Below are 11,992 nucleotides of genomic sequence, written 5' to 3'. Positions count from 1 at the left end.
TCAGTCGATTCCGTGGCTCTGGAGCCACATTTCCAGGAGTCCCAGTTGCCACAGCTTGTTTCCGTTCAACGGGGTCAGTTCGGCATTCGGGTCGGCGAGCAGCGCGTCGACGTAGTCGGCGCGGAACAGGTCCCGACGGCGCGCCTCCGGCGAGGTGAGCGCGTCGCGTACCCGGTCGAGGAGCTTGCCCTCCAGGTGGGTGAGACCGGGCACCGGGAAGTAGCCCTTGGGCCGGTCGATGACCTCGTGCGGCAGGACCCGGCGACCGATCTCCTTGAGCACGCCCTTGCCGCCCTGGGCCAGCTTCAGCTCCGGCGGGCAACTCGCGGCGAGTTCGACGAACTCGTGGTCGAGGAACGGCACCCGGGCCTCCAGCCCGTGCGCCATGGTCATGTTGTCGACCCGCTTCACCGGGTCGTCGGTCAGCATGACCTGGGTGTCGATCCGCAGGCCGGCGTCGACGGCGGTCTGCGCGCCCGGGCGGCCCAGGTGCGCGGCCACGAACTCCCGCGCCGGGTCGCCGTCGGCCAGCCACGCCGGGTTGAGCACCCGGGCCAGTCCGGCCGCGTCGCGGTCGAAGAACGCCTTCGCGTACGTCTCGAGCGCCTGCTCCCGGTCCACCCCGGCGAGCGGCGGGTACCAGTGGTAGCCGCCCAGGATCTCGTCCGCGCCCTGACCCGACTGCACCACCTTGACGTGCTTCGCGACCTCCTGGCTGAGCAGCCAGAACGCGACGCAGTCGTGGCTGACCATGGGCTCGCTCATGGACGCGACGGCGGCCTCCAGCGGCGGCAGCAGGTCGCCGGTGGGCACCCGGATCTGGTGGTGGTCGGTGCCGAACGTCTTCGCGACCAGGTCGGAGTAGACGAACTCGTCACCCTCACGCCCGCCCACCGCGTCGAAGCCGATGGAGAACGTGGCCAGGCCGGAGCGGGCCTGCCCCTCGCCTGCGAGCAGCGCGACGACCAGGCTGGAGTCGAGGCCGCCGGAGAGCAGCACGCCCACCGGGACGTCGGCCACCATGCGGCGGCGTACGGCGGTGGTCAGCGAGTCGAGCAGCGCGTCCTGCCAGTCCCGCTCGGACCAGCCGGCCCGCTCGGCGGCGCGGCTGAACGACGGATCCCAGTACACCCGCTCGTGGCTGGAGCCGTCCGCCTCGTACACCCGGACCGTGGCCGGCGGCAGCTTGGTGACGCCGGCGAGGATGGTGCGCGGCGGCGGCACGATGCTGTGGAAGCTCAGGTAGTGGGCGAGCGCCATCCGGTCGATGGTGGTGTCGATGCCGCCACCGGCGAGCAGCGCCGGCAGGGTCGAGGCGAACCGCACCACGCCGGGGGTCTCGGCCAGGTAGAGCGGCTTGATGCCGAGGCGGTCCCGGGCCAGCACCAGGCGGCCGGTGTCGCGCTCGCTGATCGCCACCGCGAACATGCCGATCAGGTGGTCGACGAAGTCGAGCCCCCACTCGGCGTACGCCTTGACCACTACTTCGCTGTCGCCGGACGAGAAGAACCGGTGGCCCTTGGCCTGCAGCTCGGCGCGCAGTTCCCGGTAGTTGTAGATGCAGCCGTTGAACACGCCGGTGAGCCCGGCGGCCGCGTCCACGATCGGTTGGCCGCTCGCGGCGGACAAGTCGATGATCTTCAGGCGCCGGTGTCCCAGCGCGGTCGGCCCCTGCGACCAGACGCCGCTGTCGTCGGGCCCTCGGTCACTCATCGTGGCCGCCATCCGCTCCACGGCCGAGACATCGGCGCGTGAACCGTCACGGCGGAACTCTCCCGCAAGTCCGCACATACGAGCCAATGCTGCCAGAGGTTGTTTCGGTTCGCCTGTTGAGACGATGACGAACGTGTGACAGCTTGCTACGATGCGCCGTCACGCAGGGTGGTCGCCTGTCAGGTCTTCGGTTCCTGCCCTCCAGGGCGCGGATGCCGGAAACCCGGCCCGTGCCGGGTGTGAGGAACACCGCATGCCCGTCCAGCCGCAGCCGGAATCCGCGATCTTGGAGTTGTGGCGCCTGTGATGCCGGTTCCGCGAGGTTGCGAGGTGCCACAACTCCAAGATCGGTGGCGGGTCTAGCCGGCCGTGCGGGCCACGCCGACCGGGCAGCTCAGCCCGTTCGGGCCGTGGTTGCAGTAGCCGTTCGGGTTCTTTGTCGGAGCCAGGTACTGCTGGTGGTAGTCCTCGGCGAAGTAGTAGTCGCCGAGCGGGGCGATCTCGGTGGTGATCTCACCCTTGCCGGCCCGGGCCACGATCGGCGCGAACGCGTCCCGCGACGCCTTCGCGGCGGCGGCCTGCTCGTCGGTGGTGGTGTAGATCGCCGAGCGGTACTGGGTGCCCACGTCGTTGCCCTGGCGCATGCCCTGGGTCGGGTCGTGGTTCTCCCAGAAGACCTTGAGCAGGTCCTCGTAGGCGATCTTCGACGGGTCGTAGACCACCTGGACCACCTCGGCGTGCCCGGTCATGCCCGAGCAGACCTCCTCGTACGTCGGGTTGGTGGTGTAGCCACCCGCGTAGCCGGCGGACGTGGTGATCACGCCGGGGAGGGTCCAGAACAGCCGCTCGGCGCCCCAGAAACAGCCCATGCCGAAGACGGCGACCTGCGCGCCCTCGGGGAACGGGCCCTTCAGCGTCGACGGCAGCACCTCGTGCCGGTCGGCGATCGGCATCGCGATCGGGCGGCCCGGCAGAGCCTGGTCAGGAGAGATCATCTCGGCCTTCATGCGGCGGAGGAACACGGTGGGACTCCTCTCTTGGCTTTCCCAGCGTGCAACAGCGTCGGCCCCCGGTTCCTTACCCGCCCGCGCTCACGTCAGGCCAGCGCCGCCGAGATCCGCCCGGCGAACGCCTCGGCCTCGGCGTCGTCGGCGTACCGGGTACGGGGCCAGAAGAAGCCGCGCAGCCCGTCCCCCTTGGTCCTGGGCACCACGTGGGTGTGCAGGTGCGGTACGGACTGGGACACCCGGTTGTTCATCGCCACGAACGTCCCACCGGACCCCAGACCGGTCTCCACCGCCACGGCGATGCGCTGCACCAGCCGGAAGTAGCCGGGCAGCGCGTCGGCCGGCAGGTCGGCCAGGGTGACCAGGTGGGTGCGGGGCACGACGAGCACGTGACCCTTGAACACCGGCCGGGTGTCCAGGAACGCGACCCCGTCCGGCTCGTCGGTGACCCGGAAGGCCGGCACCTCGCCCGCCACGATCCCGCAGAACACGCACCCGCTCATCTCTCCCACCCTAGGCCCGACCCGCCCACCCCACCTCCGGGCGAGCGTTGATCATGAGGTTGGCGGCGACAAATCGGACGGCAACCACCGTCAACCTCATGATCGACGAGAAGACCGGCAGTGGGTCAGGCGCGGTCGAGGTAGGTGTCCCAGTCGTCGTCGGGGACGCCGGTCGGTCCGGTCTCGCCGTTGGCAAGGCGCGTCCGGATGTCCGCCTCCCACAGACGAGCCCAGCGCCTGAGTGCGCCGATGTCGTCCTCGCCGAGACCGTAGGACGCGAAGGTCTCCACGTCGAGCTCGTCGACCCCGCCGAGTCGGTCGGCCAGCTCGTGGAGCGAGAACGCGACGGTGTGCCGGGCGCCCAAGGATTCGAGTTCGCCGCACTCCACGATCCGGTTGGCGGCGCGTACGTCGATGTAGTCGCGATGCGCGGCGCGGTCGTGAAGCGCCCTGACCTTGAGGCCGATGGCATCCTCCAGCGCGAGCACAGGGCCAATGTGCAACCTCGCAGGCGGCCCGATCGCCTCCTTCAAGAGGTCGACCTCGCAGGCGAAGCCGGGCCCCTCGACCAGCAACCGGGCCATCCGCGGCGTCGCCTCGACGACCCGGCAACCGAACTCTTCGGCTCGGTACGCCTCGGCCAGCCGCGCCGCCACCAGGGGCAGCGGCAGCGCGGTTGCGGTGGCGAAGTCGATGTCGCGGGACGGTCGGCTCACGAGAGCGTGCGCGGCGAGTGCGTAACCACCGGCGAGCACCAGACCGAGGTCGTCACCGGCGCGGAATCCGACGTGCAGCAAGCGCGCGTGCAACTCGTCCACGGCTAGGCTGCCAGGCCCGGCATTCTGCTCTCCCAGAGCCGGATCACCCGGCGCGCGGTCAGCTTGCGGATGCGAGACCAGTCCTGCCGGAGGAGCGCCGGATTGACGTACCGGACGATGTCCTCGCGCTGCCCGCAGTCCATCAGCGTGCGATAGAGCGTGAGCCTCTGTCCGCTGTCGTCGACATCGAACTCGGTGAGCCCGGACCACGCGAGGCGGGTCGGCAGCGTGACCCGACCGTGCTCGGGCCCGCTGAGCTCGTCCAGGGACGTGGGGATCCGGTCGGCGACGCCGTGCAGGCGGGAGGGGAGCGCCTCGGTCGTACTCACCGGACCAGTATGGCCGACCACTCCGACACCTTCGGGGTTGTGACTCGCGCCGGGTTGCCGGGAGCGGGAGCGGGCGGGGGGCTAACGTCTGCGGCATGAGGCACGGCTTCGAGACACTCGCGATCCACGCCGGTCAGGCCCCGGAGGCCCGCACCGGCGCGGTGATTCCGCCGATCTACCAGACCAGCACGTACGCCCAGGACGCCGTCGGCGCGCCGCGCGAGGGCTACGAGTACAGCCGCTCCGGCAACCCCACCCGGGACGCGCTCCAGGAATGCCTGGCGGCGCTGGAGGGCGGCCAGGTGGGGCTCGCCTTCGCCAGCGGGCTGGCCGCCGAGGACACGCTGCTGCGGACCGTCTGCAAGCCGGGCGACCACGTGGTGATCCCGGACGACGCGTACGGCGGCACCTACCGGCTGTTCGCCAAGGTGGCCGAGCGCTGGGGGCTGACGTACACCCCGGCGAAGGTCTCCGACCCGGACGCCGTGCGCGCGGCGATCCGCCCGGGCGCCACCCGGATCGTGTGGGTGGAGACGCCGACCAACCCGCTGCTCGGCATCGCCGACATCGCGGCGCTGGCCGCCGTGGCGCACGACGCCGGCGCGCTGCTGGTGGTCGACAACACGTTCGCCTCGCCGTACCTGCAGCAGCCGATCGCGTTCGGCGCGGACGTGGTGGTGCACTCCACCACCAAGTACGTCGGCGGACACTCCGACGTGGTCGGCGGCGCGCTCGTCTCCGCGGACCGGGCGCTCGGCGAGGAACTGCGCTACCACCAGAACGCGATGGGCGCGATCAACGGCCCGTTCGACGCCTGGCTCACCCTGCGCGGCATCAAGACGCTCGGGGTACGGATGGACCGGCACTGCGACAACGCCGAGCGGATCGCGGCCTACCTGGACGGCAACGCGAAGGTCGCGCAGGTCATCTACCCGGGCCTGCCCTCGCACCCCGGGCACGAGGTGGCCGCCAAGCAGATGCGGCGGTTCGGGGGCATGATCTCGTTCCGCGCGGCGGGCGGCGAGGAGCACGCCGTGGAGATCTGCAACCGGGCCCGGCTGTTCGTGCTCGCCGAGTCGCTCGGCGGCGTCGAGTCCCTGATCGAGCACCCCGGCCGGATGACACACGCGAGCGCTGCGGGCTCGCCGCTTGAAGTTCCCGGCGATCTCGTGCGACTGTCTGTCGGCATCGAGACGGTCGACGACCTGCTCGCCGATCTGGAGCAGGCCCTGGGCTGACCGCTGGCTGGGGAGGGTGGCAGTGCCGGAGATCTTGCCGACGACGTGGGTCGGTGCGACAGCGAAACAGATCGCCCGGGCGGTACGCCGTGGCGACGTCTCCGCCACCCAGGTCGTCGCCGACCACCTGGATCACGTGGCCCGGGTCGACGCCGAGCTGGCCGCGTTCCGCACGGTACGCGGCGGTGAGGCGATCACCGAGGCCGAGAAGGTAGACGAGCAGGAGGAACTGGCGAACCTCCCGCTCGCCGGCGTGCCGGTGGCGGTCAAGGAGAACACGCCGGTGGCCGGCCTGCCCACGTGGAACGGGTCGGCCGCGATGCGTACCGGCGTGGCGGAGGCCGACCACGAGGTGGTCCGGCGGCTGCGCGGCGCGGGCGCGGTGATCCTGGGCGTGACCCGGATGCCGGAACTGGGCCTGTGGGCGCTCACCGACGACGACAGCGGGGCCACCCGCAACCCGTGGGACACGACGCGTACCCCCGGCGGCTCCTCCGGCGGCGCGGCCGCCGCGGTGGCCGCCGGGCTGGTGCCGATGGCCCACGGCAACGACGGCCTCGGCTCGATCCGTATTCCGGCGGCCTGCTGCGGCCTGGTCGGGCTCAAGCCCGGCCGGGGCGTGGTGCCCTGCCAGCTCGGCGCGGACGACTGGTTCGGCCTGACCGAGCACGGCATGCTCACCAGCACCGTGGCCGACGCGGTGGTCGGCTTCTCGGTGCTCGCCGGTCGCCGGCCGGACAAGCTGGTTCCACCGGCGCGGCTGCGGGTCGGCGTCTCGCTGCGCTCGCCGGTGCGCGGCGTCTCCCCGGACGCGCCGAACCGGGACGCGGTCGCCGCCGCCGGCCGGCTGCTCGCCGCCGCCGGTCACGACACCGTGCCCACCGACCCGGTCTACCCGACCCGGCTGGGCCTGCAGGGCATCGCCACCTGGTTCGCGGCGGCCGCCGCCGACGTGCGCGCCGCCGGGGTCGCCCCGCGCCAGCTCCAGCGGCGCAGCCGCCGGCACGTCACGCTGGGCGAGTGGGCGCAGCGCCGAGGGTACGTGCGGGAGGCCGACCGGACCGCCTGGCGCGAACGGTCGGTGAACTTCTTCGCGGACAACTCGATCGACCTGCTGCTCACCCCGGCGCTGGCCGGGCCGCCGCCGGAGGCCGCCGGCTGGTCCGGCCGCTCCTGGCTCGCGAACATGTCGGCGAACATCAGGTACGCCCCGTACGCGGCGCCGTGGAACATCGCCGGGCTGCCGTCGATCGTGGTGCCGGTCGGCCGCCGCCCGGACGGGCTGCCGGTGGGCGTGCAGTTCGTCGGCCCGCCCGGCTCGGAGCTGCTGCTGCTCGGCGTGGCCGGTCAGTTCGAGATGCAGGCGCCGTGGGCGCGGCACGCCCCCGGCTACCCCCGGATCGGTACGGGGTCGCCGGCCGCCGCGTGATCGTCTAGCGTGTGCGCGCCCCTGTCGCGCACACCACCTCGGACGGTCCCACCATGCACTGCCAGACCTGCGGGGACGCCACGTCCCCGGCCTACGAGGAGTGCCAGCGTTGCGGCACGCGCGTCGGCCAGCCCGCCGTGGCCCCCGGCGTACCCACCTACGGCGTACGCGGACTGGCCGTGGCCAGCGCGTTCGCGGTCGGCGCCGCCACCCTGTGCTACCTGCTGACGGCCCTGTTCCCCCTGGTGGGCGCAGAGATGGCCCGCTCGGCCGCCGAGCAGCTCGACCGGGACGTGCTGCTCGGCGTCGTGCTGGTCGAGGTGCTGTTCACCCTGCCCTACCTGCTCGCCCTGCTGGCCGCCGGGACGCTCGTGGTGATCTGGACCTGGCGGGCGCGCAAGAACCTGGACGCGTTCCCGGGCGCCGTGTCGAACCTGAGTCCGGCGTGGGCGATCGCCGGCTGGCTGGTGCCGTTCGCCAACTTCGTCGTGCCGGCCCGGGTGCTCGCCGACCTGCTCCGCAACAGCGTGTGGCAGCGCCGCCAGTCGTGGCTGGTCGGGGTGTGGTGGGCGAGCTGGCTGGTGTTCCTGATCGGTGACCGGTTCGTCGCGCGGGCCGAGCAGCAGCGGTACGACCGGCTGACCGAGCTGCCCCGCAACGACGCGGAGTTCGGCACGTACGTGCGCTTCTACGAGGAGGCGCTCGCGCCTCGGCTGGTGCCGGCGGTGGCCTGCCTGATCGCCGGGATCGCGTTCGTCGTGCTGGTCCGCCGGATCTCCGCCGCCCAGCAGGACCGGCTCGCGCGGGCGGTGCCCTCCTGGCCCGGTCAGCCCGCCTGGCCCGGGCACCCGGGCTGGCCTGCGCCAGCCGCCTCGGCCATGTCGCCGCAGGTTCCGCCGGGGCCGGGTGGCACGATCGGGGCATGACGGAACTGGTCGGTCTCGCCGACGTTCAGGCCGCGCGGGAACTGCTCGGCGGTGTCACCCGCACCACCCCGCTGGAGCCGTCCCGGCCGCTCAGCGCCGCGCTCGGCGGGCCGGTCTGGCTCAAGTGCGAGAACCTGCAACGCGCCGGGTCGTACAAGGTGCGTGGCGCGTACGTGCGGATCTCCCGGCTCTCGGCCGAGGAGCGGTCCCGCGGGGTGGTCGCGGCGAGCGCCGGCAACCACGCCCAGGGGGTGGCGCTCGCCGCCGGGCTCGTCGGCGCGCACGCCACCGTCTTCATGCCGGTGAACGCGCCGCTGCCGAAGGTCGCCGCCACAAAGGGGTACGGCGCGCAGGTCGAGCTGGTCGGCAACACGGTGGACGAGTCGCTCGTCGCGGCGCAGACCTTCGCCGAGCGGACCGGCGCGGTGTTCATCCACCCGTTCGACCACGCGGACGTGATCGCCGGGCAGGGCACTGTGGCGCTGGAGATCCTCGAACAGTGCCCGGACGTGCGCACCATCGTGACCGGGGTGGGCGGTGGCGGGCTGGTCTCCGGGATGGCGGTGGCGGCCAAGGCGCTGCGTCCCGACGTACGCGTGATCGGGGTCCAGGCGGCGAGCGCCGCCGCCTTCCCGCCCTCGCTGCGGGCCGGCGAGCCGGTACGTCTGCCCTCGTTCGCGACGATCGCCGACGGGATCGCCGTCGGCCGGCCGGGGGAGCTGACCTTCACGCACGTCCGCAAGCTCGTCGACGAGGTCGTCACGGTCTCCGAGGAGGACATCTCCCGGGCGCTGCTGATGCTGCTGGAACGCGGCAAGCAGGTCGTCGAGCCGGCCGGGGCGGTCGGCGTGGCGGCGCTCATGGCCGGCGCGGTGGAGGTGACCGCGCCGGTGGTCGCGGTGCTCTCCGGCGGCAACATCGATCCGCTGCTCATGCTCCGGGTGATCGAGCACGGCCTGGCCGCGGCCGGCCGGTTCCTGCGGATCACCGTGCGCTGCGTCGACCGGCCCGGCCAGCTCGCCTCCCTGCTCGGCGAGATCGCCGAGCACCGGGCCAACGTGGTGGACGTGGTGCACCAACGGGCCAACCCGCACCTGGGCCTGGGCGAGGTGGAGGTGGCCCTGTCCGTGGAGACGCGCGGGGTGGAGCACTCGGACACCCTGATCAGCGCGTTGCGGGCCAGCGGCTACCAGGTGGTCTTCACCGGCGAGGGCTGAGCCTCCTGGTCAACGCGAACGCCCCGGCCGGATGATCCGGGCGGGGCGTTCGGGTGTGCGGCTCGGGTCCGAGGAGCCTGTCAGCCTCGGTCGGGTTCGGGACCCGAGCCATCCGGCGCGGGTCCGGAAGGTCAGCCGCTGTACGGCTCGAAGGAAACGATCGTCACCTTGATATCGGCGCCGCTGGGAGCGGTGTAGGTGCAGGTCTGCCCGGCCTTGCCGCCGAGGATGGCCCGGCCGAGCGCGGACTCGGGGCTGTAGACCGTCAGGTCGGTGGTGGAGGCGATCTCCCGCGAGCCGAGCAGGAACGTCTCGCTGTCGTCCGCGTCGTCGTCGAAGTAGATCTTCACGACCATGCCGGGCGCCACCGCGTCGGTGTCCGGAGCCTCACCGACCTTGGCGGTGCGCAGCAGCTCCTTCAGGTAGAGAATGCGACCCTCGGCCTTGCCCTGCTCCTCGCGGGCGGCGTGGTAGCCACCGTTCTCCCGCAGGTCGCCCTCCTCGCGCCGGGCGTTGATCTCGGCGGCGATGACCGGTCGATTGGCGATCAGCTCGTCGAGCTCTGCCTGCAGACGGTCGTAGGCGTCCTGGGACAGCCAGGTGGCGGGCGCCTCGTTTCCATTTGTGGACACAGGCGGTCTCCTCGGTTGGTGCGGACTGGCTGACAGGTGAACTTGCAAGGCTACCAGTGCCGCACACGTCGAGGTGTGATCAATCACCCCGGTGCCGGCGACGGGACCGGGGTGCGGTTGCCGGCGGCTCGCCGGCGCTCCGGCTCAGCCGGCCGGCCGGCAGCGCAACACCTCGCCGATGAACGGCCGGGCGCTCGTGGGCACCTCCTGGCGGGTCCGGATGTGGCGCTGGCCCGGCTCCGCGGTCACCGTGGTCTCGACGCTGCCCACCTGGGCGCCGTCGTGCGAGCGGGCTCGCAGCAGACACGTGGCGGAGCCACCCGGCGGCACGGTGACCCGGAAGTCGACTGTCACCCGGGAGTCGGTGATGTCGGAGTAGCTGATCATCTCGCCTTGGTACTCCGGGTCGCCGTACTGGTAGTAGAGCTTCGCCGCGCCCAGCCCGAGGACGGCGAGCAGGACCGTCACCGTCAGGGCGAGCAGGAGTGGCCGGCGGCGGCCCGGTTCCCGGCGTCGGCCGTACCGGCCGGGCGGGTAGACCGGCGCTCCCGCTGCGACTGTGGCGTGCGTCTCGCTCACCGGCGGGTATCTCCTGGCGTTGTTGTCGGCGGCATCGGCAAGAATGGCTAGGTCCATCTTCCCAGCCCGGCGCTGAGTCAAGGATGGCAGGTCGGCCTGGACCGGCGGGCGTGGCCCTGGCCACTCCGGTGGCGGCCCCCGACCGGCCGTCACGGGGGCTTTCGCGGGCGCGGGGGGAGATTCCGGCAGGTCAGCCGACCGGACGTGGGTCGGCGGGCACAGACGAGGAGCGCCGAAGGTGGCAGAACAGCTGCGTCTCATGGCGGTGCACGCCCATCCCGACGACGAGTCGAGCAAGGGCGCCGCCACCATGGCGAAATACGTCGCCGAGGGGGTGGACGTCCTGGTCGTCACCGCGACCGGTGGCGAGCGGGGCAGCGTGCTCAACCCGAAGATGGACCGCCCCGACGTGTGGGCCAACATCGGTGACATCCGGCGTGCCGAGATGGACGCCGCCCGGGCCATCCTCGGCGTCGAGCAGGCGTGGCTGGGCTTCGTCGACTCCGGGCTGCCCGAGGGCGACCCGCTGCCGCCGCTGCCGGAGGGCTGCTTCGCCCTGCAGGACGTGGACGTCGCCGCCGCGCCGCTGGTGCGCCTGATGCGGCAGTTCCGCCCGCACGTCGTCACCACGTACGACGAGGAGGGCGGCTACCCGCACCCCGACCACATCATGACCCACAAGATCACGGTCGCGGCGTTCGACGCGGCCGGTGACCCGGAGCGTCACCCCGAGCTGGGCGAGCCGTGGCAGCCGCTCAAGCTCTACTACGACGTGGGCTTCTCCCGCGCCAAGATCATGAGTTTGCACGAGGCGGTGCTCGCCGCCGGGCTCGAGTCGCCGTACGGCGAGTGGATGAAGCGCTGGGACGAGCGCCCCGACAAGGGCGCGCGGATCACCACCCGGGTCGAGTGCGCCGACTACTTCCCGGTCCGCGACGACGCCCTGCGCGCCCACGCCACCCAGATCGACCCGGACGGGTTCTGGTTCCAGGTGCCGATGGAGTTGCAGAAGCGCGCCTGGCCGACGGAGGACTTCCAACTCGCCCGATCGCTGCTGGACAGCCCGCTGCCCGAGTCCGACCTCTTCGCCGGCGTACGGGAGGCGTGCCGTGCCCACTGACCGGGCCGGGGTCTACCCTGGTGCCCAGTCGCACATCGGAGGAACACCATGCTGACCACCGTCGAGGTGCTCGCGCAGAACAACTTCGGTGACACCCGCACGGGTGGTCTGGCCGGTCCGATGGGCCTCTTCCTCATCCTCGCGCTGGCCACCGTCACCGTCCTGCTGATCCGCAACATGAACGCCCGGCTGCGCCGGCTGCCCGACCGCTTCCCGCAGCAGGCCGGCCCGGACCGGGTCGATTCCGCAGTCGCCGATCCGACAGAAGGGCTCGTCGAGCAGGATTCACCGACGAACGCGCCCAGCGGCTCCCAGCAGCGCCGGAACAGCTGAACACCGCGTGAATCACGCCCAATCCGGTCGTCGCCCCCTGTTGCGACCACCGGCTTTGGCTTAGCCTTCCGCCGGGGGGACCGTCAGGCCCCGGACCCTGCGCGGAAGGGGGACGCCGATGTCGAAGGCAGCACCGGCCCCCGGCCAT

The 11,992-nt window shown here is 72.1% G+C and carries 13 protein-coding genes; 6 read left to right on the top strand and 7 right to left on the bottom strand.

The window, feature by feature from the left end; translation table 11 throughout:
• From AMK25_RS00605 to AMK25_RS00585, 5 genes are all read right to left on the bottom strand, one after another.
• Positions 1 to 1,791, bottom strand: a complete 1,791-nt coding sequence (locus AMK25_RS00605) for an N-acetylglutaminylglutamine amidotransferase (RefSeq protein WP_073824906.1) — start codon at positions 1,789 to 1,791, stop codon at positions 1 to 3.
• A gap of 281 nt (positions 1,792 to 2,072) precedes the next feature.
• Positions 2,073 to 2,735, bottom strand: coding sequence for a peptide-methionine (S)-S-oxide reductase MsrA (gene msrA / locus AMK25_RS00600; protein ID WP_064447692.1), 663 nt, complete (start codon positions 2,733 to 2,735; stop codon positions 2,073 to 2,075).
• Between the two features lie 74 nt (positions 2,736 to 2,809).
• Positions 2,810 to 3,223, bottom strand: coding sequence for an HIT family protein (locus tag AMK25_RS00595; RefSeq protein ID WP_073824903.1), 414 nt, complete (start codon positions 3,221 to 3,223; stop codon positions 2,810 to 2,812).
• A gap of 125 nt (positions 3,224 to 3,348) precedes the next feature.
• A complete protein-coding gene (locus AMK25_RS00590; protein WP_073824900.1) occupies positions 3,349 to 4,041 on the bottom strand; it encodes a nucleotidyl transferase AbiEii/AbiGii toxin family protein in 693 nt (230 codons plus the stop codon).
• Between the two features lie 2 nt (positions 4,042 to 4,043).
• Positions 4,044 to 4,370 carry a hypothetical protein gene (locus AMK25_RS00585; protein WP_241826204.1) on the bottom strand — a complete coding sequence of 109 codons (327 nt, stop codon included), beginning with the start codon at positions 4,368 to 4,370 and terminating at the stop codon, positions 4,044 to 4,046.
• Positions 4,371 to 4,465: 95 nt separating this feature from the next.
• Between AMK25_RS00585 and AMK25_RS00580 the strand changes: the two genes are divergently transcribed.
• The 4 genes from AMK25_RS00580 to ilvA are packed head-to-tail and all read left to right on the top strand — an operon-like array spanning position 4,466 to position 9,180.
• A complete protein-coding gene (locus tag AMK25_RS00580) occupies positions 4,466 to 5,608 on the top strand; it encodes a cystathionine gamma-synthase (protein WP_073824892.1) in 1,143 nt (380 codons plus the stop codon).
• 16 nt (positions 5,609 to 5,624) lie between these two features.
• Positions 5,625 to 7,037, top strand: a complete 1,413-nt coding sequence (locus AMK25_RS00575) for an amidase (protein WP_073824888.1) — start codon at positions 5,625 to 5,627, stop codon at positions 7,035 to 7,037.
• Between the two features lie 11 nt (positions 7,038 to 7,048).
• Complete coding sequence (locus tag AMK25_RS00570; protein ID WP_241826203.1) at positions 7,049 to 7,963, top strand: DUF4328 domain-containing protein; 915 nt, start codon at positions 7,049 to 7,051, stop codon at positions 7,961 to 7,963.
• Positions 7,960 to 9,180, top strand: a complete 1,221-nt coding sequence (gene ilvA, locus AMK25_RS00565; protein WP_073824885.1) for a threonine ammonia-lyase — start codon at positions 7,960 to 7,962, stop codon at positions 9,178 to 9,180. Before AMK25_RS00570 ends, ilvA begins: the two co-directional genes overlap by 4 nt.
• 131 nt (positions 9,181 to 9,311) lie before the next feature.
• On the opposite strand, the gene greA is transcribed toward ilvA, so the two are convergent.
• On the bottom strand, positions 9,312 to 9,812 hold the full coding sequence (gene greA, locus AMK25_RS00560; protein ID WP_073824882.1) for a transcription elongation factor GreA: 501 nt from the start codon (positions 9,810 to 9,812) through the stop codon (positions 9,312 to 9,314).
• 144 nt (positions 9,813 to 9,956) lie between these two features.
• The gene (locus tag AMK25_RS00555) at positions 9,957 to 10,391 is read right to left on the bottom strand and encodes a DUF4307 domain-containing protein (RefSeq protein WP_073824878.1); all 435 of its coding nucleotides are present in this window, start codon (positions 10,389 to 10,391) and stop codon (positions 9,957 to 9,959) included.
• 238 nt (positions 10,392 to 10,629) lie between these two features.
• Between AMK25_RS00555 and mca the strand changes: the two genes are divergently transcribed.
• Positions 10,630 to 11,511, top strand: coding sequence for a mycothiol conjugate amidase Mca (gene mca, locus AMK25_RS00550; RefSeq protein ID WP_073824874.1), 882 nt, complete (start codon positions 10,630 to 10,632; stop codon positions 11,509 to 11,511).
• A 48-nt stretch (positions 11,512 to 11,559) separates the two neighbouring features.
• Positions 11,560 to 11,844, top strand: coding sequence for a hypothetical protein (locus AMK25_RS00545; RefSeq protein WP_073824871.1), 285 nt, complete (start codon positions 11,560 to 11,562; stop codon positions 11,842 to 11,844).
• The last annotated feature ends 148 nt before the right edge of the window (positions 11,845 to 11,992 follow it).

Source organism: Micromonospora sp. TSRI0369 (assembly GCF_001905625.1).
GTDB classification, from domain to species: Bacteria; Actinomycetota; Actinomycetes; order Mycobacteriales; family Micromonosporaceae; genus Micromonospora; species Micromonospora echinospora_A.
Note: the sequence above shows the minus strand (reverse complement) of the source record. Positions and strands in the feature narration are given on the sequence as shown.